The organism is Streptomyces sp. SGAir0957, assembly GCF_043523415.1.
Window position 1 is genome coordinate 1404167 of record NZ_CP027293.1, and the last position, 24138, is coordinate 1428304.

A 24138-nucleotide genomic window follows, 5' to 3' on the forward strand; every position below is an offset into this window, starting at 1 on the left:
CCCTCTTTCTGGAGGAAGCATGACCATGCTCCGCCCACCGGGCGCACTGCGCTGGTGGACCCTCGCAGTCGTGTCCGTCGGCACGTTCATGCTCATGCTCGACCTGAGCGTCGTCGCCGTGGCGCTCCCCGGTATCCGCGGTGATCTGCACGCGAGTTTCAGCGAGATGCAGTGGGTGTTCGACGCCTACGCGCTGACCCTCGCCGCCTTCCTCGTCATCTCCGGCTCGATCGCCGACCGGCGGGGCCGCAAGGTCGTGTTCGTCGTCGGCCTCGTCGTCTTCACCGTCGCCTCGCTGGCCTGCGGTCTCGCGGGCTCCATCGAGGTGCTCAACATCAGCAGGGGTGTGCAGGGCGTCGGCGCGGCGATCATGTTCGCGGTGGGGCCCGCGCTGCTCGGGCACGAGTTCCACGGCAAGGAGCGGGCCGCCGCGTTCAGCGTCTTCGGCGCCGCGGTCGGTATCGCCGCCGCCACGGGGCCGCTCATCGGCGGCGCCCTGACCAGCGGGCCCGGCTGGCGCTGGATCTTCTTCCTGAACGTGCCGGTCGGCATCGCCACCCTGCTGGTCGCCGTGCGGCGGCTGCGCGAGTCGCGGCTGGCACACAGCGCCGCCCCGGACTTCGCGGGGATGGCCGTGTTCACCGTCGCGCTCGCCGCGCTCGTCCTGGCGATCGTGCGGGGCAACACCGACGGCTGGTTCTCGGGGAGCAACATCGCGCTGTACGCCGTCGCGGCCGTCGGCCTGGTCGTCTTCCTGGTCCTGGCGCGGGCCCGCGGCGAGAACGCGATGATGGACCTGCGGATGTTCCGCAACCGGACCTTCGTCGCGCTGTGCGCGGTGACCTTCCTCGCCAACGCCGCCGGACTCCCGGCGATCTTCATCGAGACCTCGTACCTGCAAAGCGTCCTCGGCAACTCGGCCTGGGAAGCGGGTCTGCGGTTCCTGCCGCTGTCCCTCGGCATGTTCGTCTTCGGCGCGGTGACCGGCGCGCTGACGAACAAGGTGCCCTTCCGGATCATCATGGGCGTCTCACAACTGGCCCTCGCCGGCGCGCTGCTGCTCACCCACCGCAGCGGCCCCGGCGACTCGTGGACGGCGCTGCTGCCCAGCCTGCTCGTGACCGGCGCGGCGTTCGGCCTCTTCCAGCCGACGAGGGCGGCGCTCGCCATCGGGGTCGCCGAACCCGCGAAGGCGGGGGTGGCGTCCGGGATCAACGAGACGTTCCAGCAGGTCGGGGTCGCGCTCGGGATCGCGGTCGCCGGGGCGTTCTTCGAGAACCGGGTGGCCGACACCTTCGCCCGCTCCGACGCCGCCGCGAGCATCGGCGACAAGAGCCACGAGGTCGCGTCGGCGATCAGCGCGGGCGCCATCGAACCCGCCGCGCGCTCGGCGGGCCCGGCCCTGCGCGACCAGGTCCTGGTGGACGGGCGCGCGGCGTTCACCGAGGGGTTCCACCAGGCCATGACCCTGTGCGCGGCCCTCGCCTTCGCCGCCGCGGTCATCGCGTTCGGCTTCCTGCGCCAGAAGGACCTGCACGAGAGCGCCCTCACCGGCGTACCGCCCGACCTGCCCGACGAGGACGCCGCCGCGGACGAGCGCGGCAGCACCGGCACCCACAGCCTTTCCTGACGCTCCATCAGGCATTTCCTGACGCTCCATCAGCACCAGACCGTCCATCCACGTGCACCACGTTCTCTGGGGGAACCCCGCATGAAGCACCAGGGCATATCCGAGCGCGTCGACCTGCCGATCGACCGCATCCCGACCCGCTGGTACAACGTGATTCCGGATCTGCCCCGGATTCCGGACCGCTACATCGACAACGCCACCGGGAAGCCGGTGACGCAGGAGTGGCTCGAGCGGCTCTTCGTCAAGGCGATGGCCGCGCAGGAGAGCTCCCTCGAACGCTGGATCAAGATCCCCGAGCCGGTGCGCGACGCGTACAAGCTGTGGCGCCCCACCCCGCTGGTGCGCGCCGTCGCCCTGGAGCGGGAGCTGGACACCCCGGCGCAGATCTGGTTCAAGTACGAGGCGACCTCGCCGACCGGCAGCCACAAGCTCAACTCGGCCATCGCACAGGCCTATTACGCCAAGCGGGACGGTCACACCCGGCTCGTCACCGACACCGGCGCGGGCCAGTGGGGCAGCGCCCTCGCGCTCGCCTGCCAGTTGATGGGCATCGACCTGACCGTCTTCATGGTGCGGGCCAGCTACCACCAGAAGCCCTACCGCCGCCACCTGATCGAGACCTACGGCGCCACGGTCCTGCCCAGCCCCGGCGACACCACGGCCTTCGGCCGCAAGCTGCTCGCCGAGGACCCGAACCACCCGGGCAGCGAGGCCACCGCCGTCAGCGAGGCGCTGGAACTCGTCGACGCGGACCCGGGCACCCGGCTCGCCGTCGGCGCCTTCTCCAACCACTGCCTGCTGCACCACACCGTCATCGGCCAGGAGCTGCGCGAGCAGCTCGCCCTGATCGGCCGCAGCCCCGACTACCTGATCGCGTCCGTGGGCTGCGGCTCCAACCTGGGCGGCTTCGCGATGCCGTTCCTGGAGGACAAGCTGAACGGCGCGGACATCGAGATCCTCGCCGCCGAGCCCGAGGCGTGCGCGCCGCTCACGCACGGCGAGTACCGCCTCGACTGGGCCGACGCGGGCGGTCGCGGGCCCGGCGTCTACACGTACACGCTCGGCCACGACTTCGTGCCGCCGCCCATCCACGCGGGCGGCCTGCGCTACCACGGCTGCGCACCCCTGGTCGGACTCATGCGCCACGAGGGCCTCCTTGAGGCAGCCGCCTATCCGCAGACGCAGGTGTTCGACGCCGCGACGACCTTCGCGCGGCTCCAGGGCTATCTGCCCGCGCCCGAGAGCGCGCACGCGATCCGCGCGGTCATCGACAAGGCCCTGGAGTGCCGGCGCACGGGGCGCGAGGCCACCATCGTCTTCAACTACAGCGGCCACGGCCTGCTCGACCTGGAGGCGTACGGCCGGTACAACGCGGGCCTGCTGCGCGACGTCGAGGAGGAGGACTTCTCCGCCCCGAGCCTCGCCCCCGTACTGCAGGGGCGGGCGTCATGATCTCCTACACCCAGTACATCGACGGCAAGGACGTGGAGGGGCAGCGCTGGACGTACGTCGTGCGCGCCTCCGCGCTCCTTCGCGACGTCGACAGCGCCTTCAACCTCAAGCGGGGCCTGGAGCTGGGCCGCACCACGGAAGTCACCGACGACGTCGTCGCGCGCTGCGCCGTCGGCACCGTCGCCGACAGCGACCGCGCCCTGGAGGCGGCCCGCCGGGCGAGCCGCGCCTACCGGCTGCTCCCGCAGGAGACCCGCAGCCGGATCATGCTGGAGTTCAACGAGGCCCTGACCGCCCGCGCCGACGAGCTGATCGACCTCCTGATCGCCGAGGGCCACCCGCGCCGCCTCGCCCAGTGGGAGGTCAGCGGGATGCTGCGGGGCACCGACGAGGCGACGATCCGCTGGTACGAGAGCCAGCTGCGGCAGTCCTTCGAGGTGGAGGGCAAACAGCTCGAACTCGTCCGCAAGCCGGACGGTGTCGTCTGTGTCAACCCGCCGCAGAACGCGGCCGGTTCGAACTCGACGATGGCCGTGTTCGCGCTGCTCGTCGGCAACGCGGTCGTCGTGAAGGCGCCGCGTTCGTCGCCGCTCGGCGTGATGTTCGTCTTCCGTGACGTGCTCGCCCCGATCCTGGAGCGGCACGGCGCCCCGCCCGGCACCCTCAACGTGGTCTGCGGCAACGCGGGCGGCATCCTGCGCTCCTGGGTCACCAGCCCGCTCGTCGACGACATCCTGTTCTTCGGCGACAGCGAGGCGGGGCTCAAACTCGGCGAGGAGTGCCTGTCCCACGGCAAGAAGGCGATCCTCGAACTCGCGGGCAACGACGGCTTCGTCGTCTGGCGCGACGCCGACCTCGACGCCGCCGCCCGCGCCCTGGAGGAGTGCTTCTACGGCTCCAGCCAGATCTGCATGGTCCCCAAGTACGCGGTCCTGCACCCGGAGATCGCCGAGGAGTTCACCGAGATCTTCCTCAAACGCGTCCGCACGCTGCGGCCCGGCTATCCCGAGGACCCGGAGACGCTGCTCAGCCCCGTCCTGAAGGTCGACAAGTTCTTCGACTTCATCGCCGAGGCCCGCGAGGCCGGCGGCGCGGTGCTGTGCGGCGGCAACCGGGTGGACGTGGACGGCGAACCGTCGACGCGCGGCATGTTCTGCGAGCCGACCGTGGTCCGCGTCGACGGCCTGGAGCGGGCGGGCGGCCTCTCGATCGTCCGGGAGGAGACGTTCTTCCCGCTCCTGCCCCTGGTCGTGCCCGAGGCCGCGCCGGACGAGCAGCTCTTCGAGCGGGTCGTCGACTTCGTGAACGACAACCTCTACGGGCTGCGCAACTCGATGTGGACCGGCGACCCCGACCTGGCCCGGCACTTCGCCGAGAGCGCCACCAACGGCGGGACGCTGAAGATCAACGACTCGCACATCGGCTTCAACTCGGTGCTGTCCACGCACGGCGGCACCGGCCGCACCGGCGGCCCCTACGGCGAACTGAACTACGCCGGGCTTCGCACCTCCCACCTGCAAGGCATCTCGTGGGGCGACGGTGATCCGAGGCCGCTTGACCCGCGGGTCCTCGCCGCGGGAGAAAGGGCACAGGGCTGACTCCATGGCCGTCAACGGCTCGACCACCACGGGCGGCCCCACGGCCGTCGAACGCTTCGACGTCATCATCGTGGGCGCCCGCTGCGCCGGCTCGCCGCTCGCCACGCTGCTCGCGCGCGCCGGGCTGAAGGTGGCCGTGCTGGAGCAGGCGACCTTTCCCCGGCCCACCCTCTCCTCGCACCTCCTCGAGGCGGACGGGCTGAAGTTCCTCGACCGGCTCGGCGTGCTCGGGCCGGTCGAGCGGACCGGGGTGCGGTTCATGAAGCACACCGACACCCGGCTCGGCGACTTCCGGGTCCGCACCCGCTTCCCGCTGGCCTTCGACGACCTCGGCGGCGCCGCGTTCCTCCAGCGCCACCTCCTCGACGCGATCCTCGCCGACGAGGCCGCCGCGTCCGGCGCGGACCTGCGGATGGGCACCCGGGTCGTCGAAATCCTGTGGCACCGGGGGCGGGTGTGCGGGGTGCGCGCCGAACGCAAGGGCGTCACGACACGGCTGCACGCGCCGCTGGTCGTCGGCGCGGACGGCCGCGCCTCGACCGTCGCCTACGCGTGCGGCTCGCACAAGTACAACGTCAACCCCAACCAGCGCTCCTACTACTTCACCTTCTTCGAGAACGCCGACCCCGCCTACGACGACCTGTTCGTCTTCCACCGCTGGGGCGACCGCATGGTGTGGGCCGGCCCCGCCGACAACGGCCTGTACCTGTGCGGCGTCTCGCCCGAGGAGCACGAACGGGAGTACTTCCGCGGCGAGACCGAGGCCGGGCTCTGGGCCCATCTGCGGGCGTGCGAGCCCACCGCGGCCGCGCTCGACGGGGCCCGGATCGCGCAGAAGATCTCCGGCATCGTCAAGTTCGACGGCTACCTCCGCCAGGCCTCCGGGCCGGGCTGGGTCCTCGTCGGCGACGCGGGGCACTTCAAGGACCCGGCGGCCGGGCGCGGCATCGGCGACGCGTTCCTCCAGGTCGAGGCGCTCGTCCCGGCGATCGTCGGCGCCCTCGACGGTACGGCCCGGGGCGGCGCCGACGAGGCGATGCGCCGCTGGGGCGTGTGGCGCGACCGCCGCTTCGAGGGCCACTACTGGCTCGCGACGATCCTCGGCGAGGCGGGGCCGCTGCCCGGCGCCGTCCCCGAGGCGCTGCGGCGGCTCGACGAACGCGGGCGGCTCGACCGGTTCTTCGACCTCTACGCGCACCGCTCGGACTACTACGACGTGTTCCCGCTGCGCGACATGGGCCTGGCGACCGCGCGCCGCTTCCTGTCCGGCGCGCAGCCGCGCGGGCCGCTGCTCAAGGAGACGCTCGGGCTCCTCGCCCGGGAGCCGCGCCGCCGGTGGATCAACCGCCGCCCGGCGTTCGCCACGTCCGACCTGACGGCCCCGCCGGCCGCCCGTACCCCACGCACCACCCATGAGGACCGGAGGGAGACCGCGGATGCGGCACATAACGGATGAGCCCCGGGCGGAGGCCGACATCGTCGTCGTCGGGGCCGGTCTCGCCGGACTGACCGCCGCCCGCGAACTGACGTCGGCGGGGTGGACCGTACGCGTCCTGGAGGCCCGTGACCGGGTCGGCGGCCGGCTCAAGGGTCTCGACCTGGGCGACGGGAAGACGGCCGACCTCGGCGGCGAGTACTTCGGCGACAAGAGCACGCTGATCGCGGAGACCGGCCGCTCGCTGGGGGTGCGCGGCTTCCGGACGTACGACGAGGGGCGCCGCCTCAGCTTCGTGGGCGGCCGCCGCCACGCGTACTCCGGCCTGTTCCCGTGGAAGCTCGCGCCGACCACGCTCGCCGACTTCGGGCAGGCCGTGCTGCGCGTCGAGCGGCTCGCGCGGACCGTCCCGCCGGAGGCGCCGTGGCAGGCGCCGCACGCGAAGGAGCTGGACAGCCAGACGTTCTGGTCCTGGTGCCGCCGCAATGTGGCGACGCCGACGGCCCGGGAGTTCCTGGCGATGGTGACGGAGGCGGCGTACTGCGCATCGCCCGCCGACCTGTCGATGCTGCACGTCCTGTACTACGCCAACGCCTCGGGCGGGTTCCGCTACCTCCTGGAGATCAGCCGCGGTATCCAGCGCTACCGCTTCGAGGGCGGCGCGCACAGCATCCCGGAGAAGCTCGCGCAGGGCCTGACGGACGAGATCCGGCTCGGCGCGGTCGTCCGCCGGATCGAGCAGCGCGCCGACTCGGTGACGGTCTCGGGGGCCGGCTTCACGGTTCGGGCCCGCTGGGTGATCGTCGCCGTCCCGCTGACCCTCACGGGCCGTATCGAATACGCGCCCGCCCTGCCCGGCTACCGCGACCAGCTCACCCAGCGGATGCCCGCCGGGGCCGCGCTCAAGTGCCTGGCGGTCTACGACGAGCCGTTCTGGCGCGCCGACGGGTTCAGCGGGCAGGTGACCACGAGCGACGGCCCGTTCCGGGTGGCCCTGGACACGTCGCCGCCCGACGGGAGGCCGGGCGTGCTCTCCGCGTTCGTCACGGGCTCGGCGGCGCGCCGCCTGACGCGCCTCGCCGCACCGGAACGCCGTACGGCCGTCCTCGGCGCCCTGGCCCGCGCCCTGGGCCCGCGCGCCGCCCGCCCCGCCGACTTCGTCGAACAGAATTGGCTCGACGAGGAGTTCACCCGGGGCTGCTACCACGGCTTCGCCCCGCCCGGCGTCTACACGTCGTACGGCCCCGCCCTGCGCGCCCCCATCGGCCGCATCCACTGGGCGGGCACCGAGACGGGCGTCCACCAGATGGGCTCGATGGGCGGCGCGGTCGACTCGGGCGTCCGGGCGGCGCGGGAGGTCTTCGCCCGCGCGGTGGGCGACCGGGACCCGCGGGTGGCGATCCTGGGGATGGTGGGCCGTGGCTGACCGTGCCACGCCCCCGGGCGCCCTCCTCGTCGTCGGCGGCTACGGGCTCGTCGGCGCGCAAGCGGCGCGGCTGCTGCGGCAGCGTGATCCGGGGCTGCGGTTGCTCATCGGCGGCCGCCACCCGGAGCGGGCCGCGGAGTTCGCCCGGTCGATCGGGGCGCGGGCCGTCGCCGTCGACGTCGGGCGGCCCGCGCCGCTCGGCGCGCTGGACGAGCGGCCCGCCGCGGTGCTCGGGGTCGTCAGCGACGGGTGGGGGCACCTCGTCGCCGACGCGATGCGGCGCGGCGTCCCGGTCGCGGACATCCACCGGGCCGGGCACGCCGACGTCCTGGACGTGTGCGTGGGCGCGGCCCGCGCACGGCCCACGGCGGCCGTGCTCCTCGCGGGCAGCTGGTTCGGCGGGCTCGCCGCGCTCATGGCCGCCGCGACGGTGGGGGAACTCGGGGGCGCCGCCGACCGGGTGGACCTCACCGTGCTCGCCTCGTCGGACGACCGGGTGGGCCCCGACTCCTGGGGCTTCGCCGAGCGGCTCGCCTGGCCCTTCCACCCGATGCGCGACGGCCGCCGGGTCCCCGCGCAGCCCATGACGGACCCGCGCCCGGCGCGGTGCGCGGACGGCGCCGTACGGCCCGCCGCGCTGATCGGCACCCTGGAGCAGACGACGCTGCCGGTCACGCTCGGCGTGCCGACGGTCCAGACGCGGCTCGCGTTGCAGAGCCCCGCGTCGCTGCGCGCCCTGGTCGCCCTGAAACGGTCCGGGACGCTGCGCGCCCTCGCCCGGCCCGCCCTGCACGGCGTCCGCTCCGCGCTCCTGGAGCGGCCGGGCGCCGGGGACTTCGCCGGGCTCACGGTCACCGCGCGCGGCTCGGGGCGCGGCGTCGCCGTCGACCTCCTCGACCCGCGCGGCCAGGCGCATCTCAGCGCCGTGGGCGCGGCCCTGGCCGCCGAGCGGGTCCTCGGCGCCGCTCTGCCGCCCGGCGTCTCCTACCCGGAGCAGTCGGCGCACCCCAAGGCCGACTTCGACCTGCTGCGCCAGGCCCTCGTCCAGGTCCGCACGACCGGCTTCACCCACGCACCCTGACCCCGCCCACGAAAGGAACCGCACATGATGGACAAGAAGCCGGCCGACGGCCGGACCGCCGCCCTGCTCCTGGCCGCCCTGCGCACCGTCGGCGGCGCCGCCTTCCTCGCCCCGACGCTCGGCACGAAGAACTTCGGCATCAAGGACGACGCCGAAGGCGTCTACCTGGTGCGGCTGTTCGCGGCCCGCAACCTCGCCGTGGCCGGCGGCCTGCTGCTCAGCAAGGGCCCGGCGCGGCGCCTGTGGTTCCAGGCGGGCGCCGTCTGCGACGCGCTTGACACGGCCGCCGGGCTCGACGCGCTGCGCACCGGCAAGAAGGCGTCGGGGGCGGCGGTGCACACCCTCGCCGCGCTGACCGCCACCGCGATCGGTGTGGCCGGTGCCCGCTCCGCGCGCGGGGAGAGCGGACGGTGAGCGAGCGGGTCTGCGTCATCGGGGCGGGCGCCGCGGGCATCGCCATGGCCCGCGCCCTGGTCGTGCGCGGCATCCCGTTCGACTGCTACGAGCGCGGCCCGGCGATCGGCGGCCTGTGGCGCTTCCCCCCGGACCCGTCGGCCGGTGACCGCGGTTGTGCCTACGCCTCCTTGCACGCGAACACGTCGAAGACGGTCATGCAGTACCCGAGCTTCCCGATGCCGGACGACTGCCCGGACTACCCCCACCACACCGAGGTGGCCCGCTACCTGGACGCCTACGCCGACCACCACGGCCTGCGCGAGCACATCCGCTTCGGCACCGAGGTGACCCGCGCCGCGCCCGCCCCGGACAGCGGCTGGGACGTGACGCTCGCCGACGGCTCCGCGCACCGCTACCGCGCCGTCCTCGTCGCCTCCGGGGGCCGCCACGGCGAGCCCGTGCACGGCCGGTTCGAGGGGAAGTTCACCGGCGAGCAACTGCACTCCATGGAGTACCGCGGCCCCTACGGCTTCGCCGGGAAGCGGGTCGTCGTCCTCGGTCTCGGGGCGACCGCCGCCGACATCGCCACGGAGGTGTCGCGGGTCGCCGAGACGACGTACCTGTCCGTGCGCACGGGGCACTACGTCGTCCCCAAGATCCTCGAAGGGCGGCCCATCGACCGGCTCTCGCCGCTGATGCGGCGGCTCTCCGTCGAACAGCGGCGTCCCCTGGTGAAGTTGATGCTCAAGCTGGTCCACGGGGACATGACCGATTACGGGCTGCCCGCGCCCCCGTACAAGGTGGGTCAGGGCCCGTTCGTGGCCAGCAGCGAGTTGCTCCCGGCGATCGTGCACGGGCGGATCACGCCCCGGCCGGTGGTCGTCTCCGCCGAGGAGCGCACGCTGCGCTTCGCCGACGGGAGCAGCGCGGAGGCGGACGCGGTCATCCACTGCACGGGGTACCGGATCGCCGTCCCGTTCCTCGACCGGGAACACGTCGGCGACGGCGACGACGCGCCCCCGCTCTACCACCAGGTCGTGCCCCCGCAGACCGAGGGCCTGTACTTCATCGGCCTGCTGCACTCGATGACCGCGCTCATGCCGCTCGCCGAGGCGCAGTCCGAATGGGTCGGTGACCTGCTCACCGGCGCGGTCCGGCTCCCGTCGCGCGAGCGGATGTGGGCCAGGGTCCGCCAGGAGCGGCGCCGCCAGGACAAACGCTTCTACGACTCCTCCGGGCACCTCCTGGTGGACCCGCACGAGTACGAACGCCTCATGAAGGCCGAACGCACCGCTGAACGCACCTCCTGACGCACCTCCTGACGCACCTCCCAACGCGCCTACCAACGCACCTCCCAACGCGCCGAACCCGCGAGGAAGGACTGACCAGTCATGCCCCACATCCCGAGCTCCGGGGGGCCCGGCGCGCAGCCGGGCCGCCCCGTCCGGCGCACCACCTTCGGCAAGGTGCTGCGCGGCCAGTTCGAGCCGCGCCGCGTCGCCCTGAACAAGCCGGTCAACGTCGGTCTGATGGCCGAGCTGGCCGCCGAGCGGCACGGGCCCGTCCCGATCCACCTCGACAGGCCCTTCGCCTGGGACCCGCAGCAGCGCACCGAGACGGACTACGTCGAATTCGCCCGGCTCGTCGAGCAGTTCTCCGCCGTGCTCGCGGCGGCGGGGGTGCGCCGCTGGGACCGCGTCGTCATCCTCAAGACCCCCAACTACGATGTGCAGGCGCTCGCCTGGGCCGCCGCCCGGATCGGCGCGATCCCCGCGCTGCTCTCCGCGGGCCTGGACCCCGACATCCTGAACGTCCTCCTGGAGCGCCTCCAGGCCCGGTATCTGATCACCGACGCGCGGACGGCCGCGTACGCGCGTCTGGACCGGGCCCGCCTCGACGCGCTCGGCATCCGGGCGATCGCCGACATCGACGGCGGTGTCCCCGTCGAGGACCTGTGGGGCGCGGCGGTGCCCGCACCGGCGCCGCTCAAGGACGAGGACCCCATGATGATCACGCACACGTCGAGCACGACGGGCGTGTCGAAGCTGGCGGAGACGTCCGCGCGGGCGGTGTCGTTCTCCGCGTTCCTGGAGTCCGTCTTCCCGTTCGTGCACGGCGGCAACGAGCTGTTCGCCAGCGCCATCTCCCATGTGCACGTGCGCGGGGCGATCACCCAGCAGGCCGCGTTCTCGCGCGGCACCCCGCTGCTCGGCATCGGCCGCGCCGACGACGAGACGATGCTCCGGCTGCTGCGCGAGCACCGGCCGACGATCCTGGAGGCGCACCCGAACGCCTACGTCGGCTGGGAGCGGCTCATCGACGACCCGGCGCGGCCGTTCGCCGGGGTCCGCGTCTTCATCAACACCTTCGACGCCATCCACCCGCGCACCGTGCGCCGCTTCCTGAACGCCTCGACGCGCACGATGCCGGTGTGGTGGCAGTGCTACGGCATGACCGAGACCCAGGCGGTCTCCGTACGCCCGTACACGCGGCGCTCCGCGGCCCGGCTCGGCGAGCGGGACTCGCGCAGCGTCGGCTGGGAGATCCCCGGCGTGCGCGCCCGCATCGCCGATCCGGACACCGGGAAGCGGCGCGGCTCGCAGTCCGAGCCGGGGATGATCCAGGCCCGTACGCGCGCACGGGCGCTCTCGTTCGTCGGCGCCCCGGAGAAGTTCTCCGAGCGGCGCCACGGCCGGTGGTTCGACACCGGGGACTGGGGGCGCCGGGGCCGCTGGGGGCAGTTGGAGATCCTGGACCGGGTCGCCGACCGCATCGACGGCGTGGACAGCTGCCTGTGGCTGGAGGACGTGCTCATGACGCGGATCCCCGACGCCGAGGAGATCGTCGTCGTGCCGGACGGGGAGGGCCGTCCGGTGCCGGTGGTGTGCATGCGCGACGGCAAGGCCCTCGACCCTGTCGCATGGAAGACCGCCGCGGCCGGCCTGACCGGGCTCGGCGCGCCCTTCGAGGTCTCGCCGCAGGAGCTGCGCAGGACCGCGACGGTCAAGGCCCGGCGCTACCTCCTCACCGAGATGATCAAGAACGGCCGCCCCGCTCCCCTGCCCGCCGAGGTCGTCCTGCGCGACGGCGCCTGAGCCCGTACGAAAGGCGTCAACCGATGCACGAAGTACCCCGGTTCCCCGTGTACGACCGGCCCGCGCTGATGTCGCTGCACCTCGCCGAGGCCTCCCCCGTCCAGGCGCTGAGGGCGGTGCGCTCGGCGCCCGGTCCGGCCGAGCTCCAGGGGCTGCGCTACGCGCAGACCTGGCTGACGAGCCCGCTGCGCGCCGGCGCCCTGCCCTCGGCCAAGGTCACCGGGGTGGCCCTGATCGCGGCCTGGGACGACGAGCGGTCCCTCGACCGGTATCTGGGGCATCCGAGCGCGCGCGTCTACCGGGAGGGATGGAACGCCCGCTGCGAGATCGTGCGCACCGTGGGCGCCTGGCCCGGACTGCCCGATCTGCCGCGCCAGGAGAAGCCGACCGACGACGACCCGGTCGCCGTCCTCACCATGGCGCGGATACGGCTGCACCGCTGGGGCCCGTTCGCCGCGGCCGCCGGGCCCGCCGAGCGCGAGGCCCGGCGCCATCCGGCGTTCCTGGCCGGAACCTCCCTGTTGCGCCCGCCCGGAAGCGTCGCCACGCTCTCCCTGTGGCGCACCGCCCGCGAGATGCGCCAGTACACCGTCGGTTCCTGTCCCGGCGGCCACGCGGAGGCGATGAGGAAGCACCAGGAGAAGGAGTTCCACCACGAGACCATGTTCGTGCGGTTGCGCCCCTACGCGAGCGAGGGGCGCTGGGGCGGGCGGGACCCGCTCGGCCGCACCGGACCCGCGGTGAAGGGGTAGGCCGCGGGAGGAGGAGCAGGAGCGCCATGGCGACGCACACGGCCGAACTGCCGTCCGGGACCCTCGTCTACGAGGACACCGGAGGGGAGGGCCCGGTCCTCGTCCTGCTGCACGGGCTGCTGATGGACGCCACGCTGTGGACGGACGTCGTCGGCGAACTGCGCGCCGATCACCGCTGCGTGGTGCCCGTCCTTCCGCTCGGCGCGCACACCCTGGCCATGCCCGAGGACGCCGACCTCTCGCCGCGCGGGCTCGCGCGGCTCGTCGCCGAGTTCCTCGACCACCTCGGCCTCAGGGACGTGACGCTGGTCGGCAACGACACCGGCGGCGCCCTCGTGCAGCTCATGCTCGGCGGACTCGACGACCGGCTCGGCGCGATCGTCCTCGTCTCCTGCGACGCCTACGACAACTTCCCGCCAGGGCTGACCGGGAGGACCGTCGTCCGCACGGGCAAGCTGCCGCCCGCGTTGTTCGGCGCGTTCATGCAGCAGCTGCGCCTCAAACCGGCCCGCCGCCTGCCGTTCGCGTTCGGGCGGCTGACCAAGCGCGGCGACGCCGTGACCGCCGCCTGGCTGCGCCCCGTCCTGAAGCTGCCGCCGGTCCGCCGCGACACGGTCAAGGTGCTGCGCGGCATCTCCGCCCACCGCACGGCCCTCACCGAGGCCGCCGCGCGGCTGCCCTCCTTCGACCGGCCCGCCCTGGTCGTCTGGGCGAAGGACGACCGCGTCATGCCTCCGGCGCACGGGCGGCGCCTGGCCGGGGCCCTGCCCCAGGGGCGGCTCGTGGAGGTGCCGGACTCCTACACGCTGGTGCCGCTCGACCAGCCCGCCGCGCTGGCCCGCGCCCTGCGGGAGTTCACCCACGCCTGAGCGGTGTCACGGCCCGTTCAGAGCGGCTGCGCCGTCGAACGGCCCAGGTACCAGACCGGGCCCGGGTCCGGCACGGGCAGCGGCTCGAAGCCGAGGCGGTCGTAGAACGCCCTGGCGGCGGTGTTCGCCTGGAGCATGCACAGATGGACGCCGGGGACGCCCGCCCGGCGCAGGGCGTCGAGGAGCGTGCGCATCAGGGCGCGGCCGTGTCCCTTGCCCTGCCACGGCGGCAGCAGGTCGATGTGCAGGTGGGCGGGGAAGTCCCGCAGCTCCGCGCGGACCATGCGCTCCGGGGTGTGCAGGAGGACCGCCATCTCCTCGGCCGGTGTGCCCGGCTCACCGGGCGGGGCCGGGTAGCGCTCCCCCGCCTTCGGCAGCCACTCGGCGCGGAACCGCTTGACGAACGTCTCCGTGTCCGGCACGCCCAGGACGTAACCGACCGCCTGCCCGGCCCCGTCGTCCAGGACGAACGCGCATTCCGGGGCCAGTTCCACATACGGGTAGGCGAAGAGCGTCGGGAGCACGTCGGGGTCCGGGTACAGGGACGACGCGTCGGCGCCGGCGTCCGCCGTGCGCACACAGATGTCCGCCAGGGCCGCGCGGTCGGAGGGCCGGTAGGGGCGGATGAAGGGGGCCTGGGGCGTGGCTGTCATGCCGGGCATGATTCCAGCGGTGGGAGCGCTCCCGCAGGTGTTTTCCCGCCCTCCCGGCTCCTTCCCGCCCTCTCGACCCTGCGAGGTCAGAGACCGAGCCGCGCCACCACGTCGGTCAGCGCCTCGCCCAGCGGCAGGGCGACCCGGTGCGTGGCCAGCGCGTCGCCGCGGCCCGCGCCCTGGTTGACGATCAGGACCGGGATGTCCGCCTGAGCCGCCTGGCGGACGAAGCGCAGGCCCGACATGACCGTGAGCGAGGAGCCGAGGACCAGGACGGACGAGGCCGCCGCCACGAGGGCGCGGCAGGCCGCGACCCGGTCCTGCGGCACGTTCTCGCCGAAGAAGACCACGTCCGGCTTGAGCACCCCGCCGCAGACGTGGCAGGGGACGAGCTGGAACTCCCGGACCGCCTCGTCGGGCAGCTCCACATCGCCGTCCGGGTTCACGCGGGCCGCCGCCGCGTGCCGCTCGGCCGCCTCCTCGAACGCCGGGTTGGCCGCGCGCAGGCGCCGGTCGAGGGCGTCGCGGTCGCTGAGGTCGCCGCAGTCGAGGCAGATCACCCGGCGCAGGCTGCCGTGCAGCTCGACGACGTCCGCGAGGCCCGCCGCCTGCTGGAGCCCGTCCACGTTCTGCGTGATCACGCCCGTGACGAGCCCGGCCCCGGCGAGCGTCGCGACGGCCCGGTGCCCGGTGTTCGGCCGCGCCCGTGTCATGGCCCGGTAGCCCACCTGGCTGCGCGCCCAGTAGCGCCGCCGCGCCCACGCGTCGGCCGTGAACTCCTGGTACGTCATCGGGGTGTGGCGGCGCAGCGAACCGTGCTCCCCGCGGTAGTCCGGGATGCCCGACTCGGTGGAGAGGCCCGCGCCGCTCAGCACGAGGACGCCACCCGCCCGCAGGGCGTCGGCGACGGGCGCGAGGTCGGTCGAGGCCGGGGGCAGTCCTTCGACGGGTTCCCAGGTCAGCGTGGGGCGGGTGCGCATGACCGCCAGCTTAGGGCCTGACGCCGATCCCCCGCCCGGCGCACGTGATCGCGGCCGGACCGGGTACGGGTAGGACAGAAAGACGTTCGACGTGCCGGACACGGCCACGCACCACGAGAGGTCACCCATGATCGCCGCAGAGAACATCCGGGACTGGCGCGGACACGACGTGGTGGACGAGGAGGGTCACAAGATCGGCACCCTCGAGTCCGTCTACGTCGACACCGTCTCCGACGCGCCCTTCTTCGTCACCGTCACCGTCGGCCTGCCCACCAGGAAGCGTCTCGTCTTCGCGCCGCTGATGGGGGCGACGGTGGGCCCGGGGCACCTCAAGCTCAACTACGGCAAGGACCAGGTCAAGGACGCCCCGTCGATCGACACCGACGGCGAGCTGCTCGCCGACCAGGAGTGGGCCGTCTTCGACCACTACAAGCTGCCGTTCGAGCCGGGCGCGCGCGGCGAACGGCGGCTCGCGCGCCGCTGACGTGAGCGCGGGGCACGTCGCCCGCCCCGGGTGACGTGCCGCGGCCGGGCCGGTCGCACGGTGGCGGGCACGAAGGTGTCCCGCCGCGAGAGGACCGCGTCATGGCGATCGTCCGTGCCGTCCCGCCGTTCATCGGGCGCGTCCTCCAGCAGCTCGTGCACGTCAACCTGCTCGACATGGCGACCCGGCTCGCGGCGCAGGCGTTCCTCGCCGCGCTGCCGATGCTCATCGCCGTGGCGTCGTTCTGCCCGCAGCCGGTGCGGCGCGAGCTGCTGCGCTCGATGCACAGCCTGGCCGGCACGAAAGGGCCCTTCGTCGCCCAGGCGACGCAGCTGACCGACGGCGGGGACAGCACCCTGCACAACTGGGGCGCCGTGGGCCTCCTGGTCGCCCTCCTCTCCGCCACGTCCTTCACCCGCGCCCTGCAACGGCTGTGCGAGCGCGCCTGGCATCTGCCGCGGGCGGCCGTCCGGCTCACGGCCTGGCGGTGGGCGATCTGGCTGCTCGCGTGGATCGGGCTGCTGCTCGCGCAGGGCGCGGTGCACCATGCGTTCGGTCTCGGCCCCGGTCTCGGCATCGCGTTGCAGTGGCTGACGGCGACGCTGATCTGCTGGTGGACGCAGCACCTGCTGCTCGTCGGCCGCGTGCCCTGGCCGCCGCTGCTGCCGGGCGCGGTCCTCGCCGGGGTGGGCGTGGTCGGCCTCACCCTGGTCTCGCAGCTCTATCTGCCGCGCGCCCTGCGCATGAGCATGGACCGGTACGGGACGCTCGGCTCGGTGTTCACGCTGCTGTCCTGGCTCATCGTGTACTTCACGGTCCTGGTGTTCGCCATCGCGGTGGGCCGCACCCTCGCCCAGGAGGAGTTCCTGCGCCACCGGCTCGGCGGCGTGGAAGCGGACGCGGACATGGACACGGTGCCGGCGCCCTCACGCTGACGTCGCGATCACCCGTCCGCCGCGGACCGCCTCGGCGAGCGCCCGGTGGTCCCGCTCGTTCTGGTCCGCGTAGGACTCCGCGAACCGCGCGAGGGCCTTGTCGAAGGTGTCGGAGCGGCCCAGGTAGGCGGAGATCGCGATGCGGTCGCCGGAGCGCGCGTGCGCGCGGGCGAGGGTGGCGCCGCACGTGCGGCCGAAGAGGGCCATGACGTCGGGCGCCATGAGTTCGGCCTGCGGGATGGCCTTCCAGTCGCGCAACTGCCGGACGTAGAAGTCGCGTTGCAGTCCGTCGAACCCCTCGACGCGCTCCCATCCCAGGAACATGTCGCCGGCCGCCTGCATCAGGCGCTGTCCGGCGACGACGCGTTCCCCCTGGTTGTCGTGGAGGCTCGGGCCCGCGGCCGGTTCCAGGACCGAGCGCTGCGCCTCCTTCGCCTGGAGCAGCAGCGGGTCGTCGTTGTCCCGGCCGAGCAGGAGGACGATCCAGCACCGGGTTCCGACGCTGCCGACGCCGACGACCTTGCGGGCCATGTCGACCACCCGGTACTGGGCGAGCAGCGCCTGCCGGTCGGCGGGCAGCGTGCGCGCGTACCGCTCGATGAGTTCGCGCAGCTGCTCCTCCAGGTGCTTGCGCTCGACGTCCGGCAGGAACTCGTCCAGGGGTGTGATCAGCGGCGGGTCGGGGGCGAGGCGCAGCGCGTCGTCGACCGTGTACGCCAGCTTGGACAGTGCCTGGAGGTGGTCGCGGGTGCGGGCCTTGTCGAGGGCGCGGGACATCCTGCGGCGGGTGGACGCGTCGAGCCGTTCGGAGAGGGTGGCGAACAGTTCCTGTGCCTCGATGCGCGCGTACCAGACGTCGAGAGTGCGCATCGCGGCGAAGCTCGCCATCGACGTGCGGTACGCGGCGACGGTGGCCCGCACCACGCGGGCGCGCTCCACGTCCCGGAAGCCGTTGCCGCGCCCGGCGATCACCAGGGACGCGGCGAGGCGTTTGACGTCCCACTCCCAGGGGCCCGGGAGGGTCTCGTCGAAGTCGTTGACGTCGAACATCAGGCGCCGCTCCGGCGAGGCGAGCAGACGGAAGTTCAACAGGTGGGCGTCGCCGCACAGTTGGGCCCGCAGTCCGGTCGCAGGGGTGGCGGCCGCGAGGTCCGCGGCCATGATCGCCGCGGCGCCGCGGTAGAAGCGGAACGGGGACTCCAGCATCCGCCCGTAGCGGATCGGGACGAGGTCGGAGACCCTGCTCGCCGACTGCCGTTCGAGGATGCCGACGGGGTCGGGGCGGTCCGCCGACGGTGTGTACTCGGCGTGGGCGGAGCGGCGTACGCGGGCGCGGGCCGCCCTGCCCAGGTCCGCCCGTTCGCGCGGGCTCCCGTCGCGCGGCGGCATCCCCTCGGGGGACGTGGTGTCGGTCATGGCGGGCTCCTTCCCGGTGCGGGAACTGTGCGCCGGGCGACGCGGCCACGGCGTCACCCCGCCGGTGTGAGCCGCCGCGCGGATCCCCTTCCAGGGGTGAGGACCCGGGGTGCGCGGAGGTCACAGACTCCCGTCCATGGAACCGATGACGCGGACACCGGCCGACGCGCTGCGCGGACAACGATGGCTGGCGCGCGCCTCGCTGGCCGCCGCGTCGGCCGCGGTCGTCGTGCTCGGCGTGTTCGCGGGCCTGAAGACCTTCGCGCTGCTCGCGGTGGGGATCGCGGGGCTCCTGGTGACGGTCGCCGCCGTCTGGTGGGTCGTCAGCCGGCGCGGGGTGACCCGGTATCTGGCCGTGCTGCTCGCGCTCGCCGCGCCCGTCTGGGTCCTGGTGACGTTCACCAGGGCGCGGCTCACCTGGGTCGTCCTCGTCTCGTGCGCGCTGTGGCTCCTGGCGGCGGGGGCGGGGCGCGCGGCGCTCGCCCGGCGCACCGCCCCGGCGCCGGTGGAGGAGCGCCCGGCGCCGGTGTTCCACCGCGCCGTCCTGATCATGAACCCGCGCTCCGGCGGCGGGAAGGTCCGCCGGTTCACCCTGCCGGAGCGGGCCGAGGCGCTCGGCGCCCGGGTGGTGCTCCTGGAGGGGCCCGGCGAGACGGACGTGTCGGCGCTGGCACGCGCGTGCGCGCGGGACGGCGCGGATCTGCTCGGTGTCGCGGGCGGCGACGGCACACAGGCGCTGGTCGCCGAGGTGGCGGCCGACCTCGATCTGCCGTTCCTGGTGATCCCGGCGGGCACCCGCAACCACTTCGCCCTCGATCTCGGCCTGGACCGCGACGACCCGGCGAAGGCCCTGGACGCCCTGCGCGACGGCAGGGAGCTGCGGGTGGATCTCGGATTCGCGGCGGGGCGCCCGTTCGTCAACAACGTGTCGTTCGGGGCGTACGCCGAGGTCGTGCAGAGCCCCGCGTACCGCGACGGCAAGACGCGCACCACGCTCGGGCTGCTGCCGGACCTCCTCATGGGCCACAAGGGGGCCCGCCTCACGGCGCGGGCGGGCCGGCAGACCTTCGCCGACCCGCAGGCGCTCCTCGTCAGCAGCAACCCGTACGGGGAACGGGACATCGCCGGGCTCGGCCGCCGCACCCGCCTCGACACCGGGGTGCTCGGCTGCGTCGGGGTCCGGGTGACGAGCGCCGCGCAGGCGACCGGGCTGCTGCGCGGCAGCCGGGCCACGGGCCTGCACCGGACGACGGCCGCCACGGTACGCGTCGACGCCGACCAGGACACGGTCCCGGCCGGTATCGACGGCGAGGCGGTGCGGCTGCCCGTACCGGTCCGGTGCGAGATCCGGCCGGGGGCGCTGCGGGTCCTCGTGCCCCGGCAGCGGCCGGGCGCCTACCGGGAGCGTCCCGCGCTCGACTGGCGCGTGATCGGCCGCCTCGGCCTGACCAGCCGGAGCTGATCCCGGGAAGAGGCGCTATGCCCCGTACACCTTGTGGGCCACGCGGTGCCCGTACATCGCCAGGGACCAGATCACCAGGACGTCGAGCGCGATGATGATGGCCGACCACACCGGCTGGTACGGGGTGAAGAAGAAGTTCTGCATCGCGCTGAACATGGCGACCAGGATGCCGATGGTGCGGGCCCAGACGCGCCCCGCGAAGAGGTTGAGGGCCGCCAGGAGGACGAGGAAGCCCGTGCCCAGTTCGATCCAGCCGCGCGCGTTGACGTCGAAGTCGAAGGCGTAGTCGCTCTGTTGCTGGTAGTAGTTCTCGCCGAGGATCGCGGAGAGGCCCGCGATCGTGTGGTACGCGCCGACGATCACCAGGAGGCACACGGCGAAGACGACTCCGCCGAGGGCTACCGGGTTGACCTGCGGCTCCGGTTCCTGTGCGCCGGGGCGGGGTTGTTGCCGCGAGCTCGGGTCCGCCATCCCGCACCTCCTCCTGTTCTGGGTGGGTCCGGAGCATCCCGCCGTCCGGGGACGGCACCGTCACCCGCATGAGGTGATGTCGGCCGGGTCCGGCGGCGGGAGGGTGCGGACGGTGGCCGAGCCGTCGCACAGGAGGTGTCGCCATGGGCGACTTCGAGATCCGGGTACGCGGCAGGATCGGCGAGGCCTTCCGTTCGGCGTTCGGGGAGCTGACGGTGGTGCTGCGGCCCGCCGAGACGGTGCTGCTCGGCTCGGGCCTCGACCAGGCCGCCCTCTACGCGATCCTCGACCGGATCCAGTCCCTCGGGCTCGAACTCCTGGAGGTCAGGCGGCTGCCCGCCACCCCGCACTGACACGTCACAGCAGTTCCAGCTCGCGGGCCCTGCGGACCGCCGCCGAGCGGCGGGTCACGGCGAGTTTCCGGTAGACGCTCTTCAGGTGGGTCTTCACCGTGTTCACCGAGAGGTACAGCTCCGTCGCGATCTCCTCGGTGGTCATCATCTGGGCGAGGCGCGCGAGCACGTCGCGTTCGCGGGCGCTCAGCTGCTCGGTGGGGGCCGGGCGGCCGCCGGTGTGGTCGGGGGTCGCGGTCACGGCGATCCGGCCGTGCCGGGACGCGCCGAGGACGGCGGCGCAGGCGGGGCCGACCGCCCGCAGGACCGGGCGCGGCAGGCGTGAGCCGCGCGTCAGGTCGTCGGCGGTCGTCGCCGGGCTGCCCTGCTCCAGGGCGGTCGCGAGGCTCGCCGCCACGGCCCGCAGCTCGGCGAGGAAGACGTCGGGGCGGCCGCGCAGCACGGCGTCGGCGCGCGCCAGTTCGTGCCGGGCGCGGCCCGGTCCGCCGCGGGCCAGTTCGACCCAGGCCCGTACGAGGTGCAGCGTCGCCTGCGAGCGTTCGGCGGCGCTCCAGCTGGGCAGGGGCGGCTGGGTGGCGTGCGCGGCGAGTTCGTCGGCGGCGCGGAACCGCCCCCGGACCGCTTCGAGCAGCGCGAGTTCGACGAGGCAGTCCCGGCGCAGGGCGCCGTTCCCGGCGGCGCCCGCGGCCTTGAGCGCGCCCGTGAGGAGCGCCTCGGCGCCTTTGAGGTTGCCGGTCTGCACCTCGCGGCTGCCCCGCACCGACAGGGTGAGGGCGGCGATCTCGGGGTGCTGGGCGAGCAGGGCGTGCGGGAGCAGCGGCATGACCTCCTCGGCGTCCAGGGCGGCGGCGTGCGCCTGGGCGAGGTCGCGGGAGCGCAGCCGGTCCATGCGGATCATGGCGTGGGCGCAGCGGCTGCGGGCGGCGCGTTCGTGCTGCTCGGGCGGGAGTTCGGCGAGCAGCCGGTGCGCGCGGTCCAGGTGGCGGCGGCAGGCGGGGTCGTCGCCGCGCAGGCGGGCGACGGCGGCGGCGAGCAGCGCGGGTTCGGGGCTGTCGCCCGCCGGTTCCTCGGGGAGGCCGCGGACGAGTTCGGCGGGCAGCCGTTCGCGGGTGAGGCCGAGGACCTGGCCGATGGCGAGGCGGCGGACGACGAGGGCGCCCGCGGGTTCCCAGTCGTCGGCGGCGAGCAGATGGCGGACGGCGTCGGCGAGGTGGCCGTGGGCGTCGAGCCAGCCGGCGGCGCGGCGGTGCAGCGGGGCGACAAGGCCAGGGGACTCGTGGCGCAGCCGCATCCGCAGCACGTCGGCGAACATCTGGTGGCAGCGGTACCAGCCCTGGCCCTCGGGCTGCAGGAAGGAGTTCTCGCGGACGAGGTCGGCGAAGTGGCGGCCCACGTCCTCGCCCGCGATCTCGACGGCCAGTTCGGCGTTGAGCCGGTCAAGGACGCTCGTCATGAGCAGCAGGCGGCGCATACCGGGCGGTTGCAGGTCCAGGACCTCCTCGACGAGGTAGCTGGCGATCGCCTCGTCGTCCCCGGCGAAGTCGGCGACGAAGCGCTCGGGTTCACGCCGCTTCTCCATGGACATCGCGGCGAGCCGGAGCCCGGCCGCCCAGCCGTCGGTGCGCCGGCGAAGGACGCTGACGGTCTGCCGGGGCACGTCGACGCCGTGCTGGGCGAGGAGGGCCGCGGTCTCGCGGTCGTCGAACGCGAGGTCGGCGGTGCGCAGTTCGGTGACCTCGCTGGTCAGACGGTTCCGGCGGAGGTGCAGGGGCGGATCGCGGCGGGCGAGGACGACCAGGCGCAGGACGCCGGGCGCGTGCCGCAGCAGGCTGCCGACGCCGTCGGCGAGCGGGGAGCCGGGGGCGGGCTGGAAGTCGTCGAGGACGAGCACGACGGGCTCCGCCCGCTTGTTGAGGGCGGCGGCGAGCGCGGCCACGAGCAGGGGGCCCTCGCCGGTCGCGACGGCCTCGGGCACCTCCACGCCCGCGTCGTGCAGCGCCCCGGTCACCCGGGGCCAGAACACGCCGGGCTGTTCGGTGGGTCCGTCGCAGGTCACCCAGGCGACGGGCCCCGGCGGCGGCCGGGTGTGCGCCCACTCCAGGGCGACGGCCGTCTTGCCCGCGCCGACGGGGCCGAGGACCACGGTCAGCGGCCCGCGTACCCCCCGGGCGAGGCGGTCGGTCAGGCGGGGGCGCGGCACGAGCCAGCTGGGCAGGGCCGGGACGGTCGGCGCCGGCGGCGGCGCGGGAGCGGCCCGCGGTGGGCGGGAGCGGGGCTGGGCCTGCTGGGCCATCACGGCACCTCGCTTCGGGGCACGGTGGTGCGGCTCAGGGCCCGGCTGGACAGATGCGTGCCGCGGTCGCGGGGCCCGGCAGGACGGCCTGCGGCGGCGCTCGCCCCGCTCGGGGACCGGGAACAGCACGGGCGGCCGGGTGCGACCCGCCCCGGATGTGGGATGCCGCGGGGACGGGTGCCAGGCCAGTGTGGGCCGGGGGCGCGCGGGTGGCGCACGCGGCGGCGCCATCTCACCCGGGTGAAGTTGCGGGGTGAGACGGCGCGTTGCGGGGGGGCGCGGTTCCGGCCCCCCGGCGGGTGCTCAGGCCGAGTGCAGGGCCGCGACCAGTTCTTCCTCGCGGTCCTTGGTGAGCGAGGTGCGGATCACGGTGGGGTTGAAGGGGCGCACGGCCTCCCGGACGCGGTCGGGGGTGGAGCGGCGTACGAGGGCGAAGACGGCGGCGCGGCCGGGTTCCAGGGTGGCCGCGGTCTCCTTGACGAACGCGTCGTTGATGCCGATGTCGGTGAGCTTGCCCGCGACGGCGCCGGTCGCCGCGCCGACGGCCGCGCCGAACACCGGCATCAGGAAGAGCAGCCCGAACAGCGAGCCCCACAGGGCGCCGCCCGCCGCGCCGGTCGCCGTGGTGTTGTACGTCTGGTGGATGTGGAGTTTGCCGTCCATGGTGCGCCAGGCGAGCGCGGCGTCCTCCAGGTCGAGCAGTTCCTGCTTGGACAGGTCCTTGGCGAGCCGCAGCACGCTCTCCGCCTTCTCCTTGTCCGAGAATCCGAGCACGACGAGATCGGCCATCAGGTACTCCTCCGGTGGTTGCGTGGCGTGTTGTCCGGCGGGGACGCGGGCGCGGCGGGTTCGCCGAGCCGCTCGGCCGCCGCCGCGATCTCCAGCGCCACGGGGGCGAGCGCCTCCTCGGTGAGGAAACCCTCGGCCACGGGCACCCCGCCCGCGTCGCGGATCGCCGTGCGCAGGTACTTCGCCCAGACGTGCTCCAGGAGGACGAAGGCCGCGGCCGTGCCCGGGTCGAGCGATTCCGCCATCTCCTTGACCTCGTCGAGCGACAGGCCGAAGGCGTTGCCCTCGACGAGGCTCGGGTACGCCTCCTGCGCCTCGCGCACCGCCTCGCGGGAGATGCCGAGCAGCGCGGCCACCGTCTCCCCCATGCCCTCGGCCTGGTAGTCCAGGGTGAACAGGCCGCCGCCCGGCTCGCGGCGGACGAAGAGCATGTCGAGGACGCGGATCTGCGCGTTCGCCTCGAGGATCGCCAGCTCTTCGATGATCCGGCCCTCGAACTTGGCGTCGGGCCCGAACTCGACCGTCAGGAGCTGCACCGGTCCGATCGCAGCCATCGTGCCTCCCTTCC

The 24138-nt window shown here is 73.9% G+C and carries 22 protein-coding genes; 15 read left to right on the top strand and 7 right to left on the bottom strand.

Annotated features, from left to right (window positions below; translation table 11 throughout):
• Nucleotides 1-19: 19 nt before the first annotated feature.
• From C1N81_RS11710 to C1N81_RS11760, 11 genes are all read left to right on the top strand, one after another.
• Complete coding sequence (locus C1N81_RS11710) at nt 20-1630, top strand: MFS transporter (RefSeq protein WP_394428723.1); 1611 nt, start codon at nt 20-22, stop codon at nt 1628-1630.
• 81 nt (nt 1631-1711) lie between these two features.
• Nucleotides 1712-3082 (top strand): TrpB-like pyridoxal phosphate-dependent enzyme, encoded by a 1371-nt coding sequence (locus tag C1N81_RS11715; RefSeq protein ID WP_394428724.1) that lies wholly within the window; start codon nt 1712-1714, stop codon nt 3080-3082.
• Nucleotides 3079-4680 carry an aldehyde dehydrogenase family protein gene (locus C1N81_RS11720; protein WP_394428725.1) on the top strand — a complete coding sequence of 534 codons (1602 nt, stop codon included), beginning with the start codon at nt 3079-3081 and terminating at the stop codon, nt 4678-4680. Before C1N81_RS11715 ends, C1N81_RS11720 begins: the two co-directional genes overlap by 4 nt.
• A gap of 4 nt (nt 4681-4684) precedes the next feature.
• Nucleotides 4685-6136 carry an NAD(P)/FAD-dependent oxidoreductase gene (locus C1N81_RS11725; protein WP_394428726.1) on the top strand — a complete coding sequence of 484 codons (1452 nt, stop codon included), beginning with the start codon at nt 4685-4687 and terminating at the stop codon, nt 6134-6136.
• A complete protein-coding gene (locus C1N81_RS11730; RefSeq protein ID WP_394428727.1) occupies nt 6117-7541 on the top strand; it encodes a flavin monoamine oxidase family protein in 1425 nt (474 codons plus the stop codon). Before C1N81_RS11725 ends, C1N81_RS11730 begins: the two co-directional genes overlap by 20 nt.
• Nucleotides 7534-8622 carry a saccharopine dehydrogenase family protein gene (locus C1N81_RS11735; protein WP_394428728.1) on the top strand — a complete coding sequence of 363 codons (1089 nt, stop codon included), beginning with the start codon at nt 7534-7536 and terminating at the stop codon, nt 8620-8622. Before C1N81_RS11730 ends, C1N81_RS11735 begins: the two co-directional genes overlap by 8 nt.
• 24 nt (nt 8623-8646) lie before the next feature.
• On the top strand, nt 8647-9036 hold the full coding sequence (locus C1N81_RS11740) for a hypothetical protein (RefSeq protein ID WP_394428729.1): 390 nt from the start codon (nt 8647-8649) through the stop codon (nt 9034-9036).
• A complete protein-coding gene (locus C1N81_RS11745) occupies nt 9033-10328 on the top strand; it encodes a flavin-containing monooxygenase (protein ID WP_394428730.1) in 1296 nt (431 codons plus the stop codon). Before C1N81_RS11740 ends, C1N81_RS11745 begins: the two co-directional genes overlap by 4 nt.
• 81 nt (nt 10329-10409) lie before the next feature.
• Nucleotides 10410-12113 (top strand): class I adenylate-forming enzyme family protein, encoded by a 1704-nt coding sequence (locus tag C1N81_RS11750; protein ID WP_394428731.1) that lies wholly within the window; start codon nt 10410-10412, stop codon nt 12111-12113.
• 23 nt (nt 12114-12136) lie between these two features.
• Nucleotides 12137-12865, top strand: a complete 729-nt coding sequence (locus C1N81_RS11755; protein ID WP_394428732.1) for a spheroidene monooxygenase — start codon at nt 12137-12139, stop codon at nt 12863-12865.
• 26 nt (nt 12866-12891) lie between these two features.
• The gene (locus tag C1N81_RS11760) at nt 12892-13734 is read left to right on the top strand and encodes an alpha/beta fold hydrolase (RefSeq protein ID WP_394428733.1); all 843 of its coding nucleotides are present in this window, start codon (nt 12892-12894) and stop codon (nt 13732-13734) included.
• Nucleotides 13735-13751: 17 nt separating this feature from the next.
• Here the strand turns inward: C1N81_RS11760 and C1N81_RS11765 are convergent, their stop codons facing one another.
• A complete protein-coding gene (locus C1N81_RS11765) occupies nt 13752-14387 on the bottom strand; it encodes a GNAT family N-acetyltransferase (protein WP_394428734.1) in 636 nt (211 codons plus the stop codon).
• 86 nt (nt 14388-14473) lie between these two features.
• On the bottom strand, nt 14474-15367 hold the full coding sequence (locus C1N81_RS11770) for an NAD-dependent protein deacetylase (RefSeq protein WP_394428735.1): 894 nt from the start codon (nt 15365-15367) through the stop codon (nt 14474-14476).
• Nucleotides 15368-15494: 127 nt separating this feature from the next.
• On the opposite strand from C1N81_RS11770, the gene C1N81_RS11775 reads away from it, so the two are divergent.
• Together C1N81_RS11775 and C1N81_RS11780 are read left to right on the top strand one after the other, a co-directional pair.
• Entirely contained in the window at nt 15495-15851 is a 357-nt protein-coding gene (locus C1N81_RS11775; protein ID WP_394428736.1) for a PRC-barrel domain-containing protein, read from the top strand.
• 101 nt (nt 15852-15952) lie between these two features.
• A complete protein-coding gene (locus C1N81_RS11780) occupies nt 15953-16786 on the top strand; it encodes a YhjD/YihY/BrkB family envelope integrity protein (RefSeq protein ID WP_394428737.1) in 834 nt (277 codons plus the stop codon).
• Here C1N81_RS11780 and C1N81_RS11785 read toward each other — a convergent pair.
• The gene (locus C1N81_RS11785) at nt 16778-18202 is read right to left on the bottom strand and encodes a DUF2252 domain-containing protein (protein WP_394428738.1); all 1425 of its coding nucleotides are present in this window, start codon (nt 18200-18202) and stop codon (nt 16778-16780) included. The genes C1N81_RS11780 and C1N81_RS11785 overlap by 9 nt on opposite strands.
• 136 nt (nt 18203-18338) lie before the next feature.
• On the opposite strand from C1N81_RS11785, the gene C1N81_RS11790 reads away from it, so the two are divergent.
• Nucleotides 18339-19664 carry a diacylglycerol/lipid kinase family protein gene (locus C1N81_RS11790; RefSeq protein WP_394428739.1) on the top strand — a complete coding sequence of 442 codons (1326 nt, stop codon included), beginning with the start codon at nt 18339-18341 and terminating at the stop codon, nt 19662-19664.
• Nucleotides 19665-19679: 15 nt separating this feature from the next.
• Here C1N81_RS11790 and C1N81_RS11795 read toward each other — a convergent pair whose 3' ends face one another.
• On the bottom strand, nt 19680-20135 hold the full coding sequence (locus tag C1N81_RS11795; RefSeq protein ID WP_394428740.1) for a DUF7144 family membrane protein: 456 nt from the start codon (nt 20133-20135) through the stop codon (nt 19680-19682).
• A 143-nt stretch (nt 20136-20278) separates the two neighbouring features.
• Between C1N81_RS11795 and C1N81_RS11800 the strand changes: the two genes are divergently transcribed.
• The gene (locus C1N81_RS11800; protein ID WP_394428741.1) at nt 20279-20488 is read left to right on the top strand and encodes a hypothetical protein; all 210 of its coding nucleotides are present in this window, start codon (nt 20279-20281) and stop codon (nt 20486-20488) included.
• Between the two features lie 4 nt (nt 20489-20492).
• Here C1N81_RS11800 and C1N81_RS11805 read toward each other — a convergent pair whose 3' ends face one another.
• From C1N81_RS11805 to C1N81_RS11815, 3 genes are all read right to left on the bottom strand, one after another.
• A complete protein-coding gene (locus tag C1N81_RS11805) occupies nt 20493-22781 on the bottom strand; it encodes a LuxR C-terminal-related transcriptional regulator (RefSeq protein ID WP_394428742.1) in 2289 nt (762 codons plus the stop codon).
• 303 nt (nt 22782-23084) lie between these two features.
• Nucleotides 23085-23570, bottom strand: coding sequence for a DUF1269 domain-containing protein (locus C1N81_RS11810; protein ID WP_394428743.1), 486 nt, complete (start codon nt 23568-23570; stop codon nt 23085-23087).
• A complete protein-coding gene (locus C1N81_RS11815; protein ID WP_394428744.1) occupies nt 23570-24124 on the bottom strand; it encodes a DUF1269 domain-containing protein in 555 nt (184 codons plus the stop codon). Before C1N81_RS11815 ends, C1N81_RS11810 begins: the two co-directional genes overlap by 1 nt.
• Nucleotides 24125-24138 lie beyond the last annotated feature (14 nt).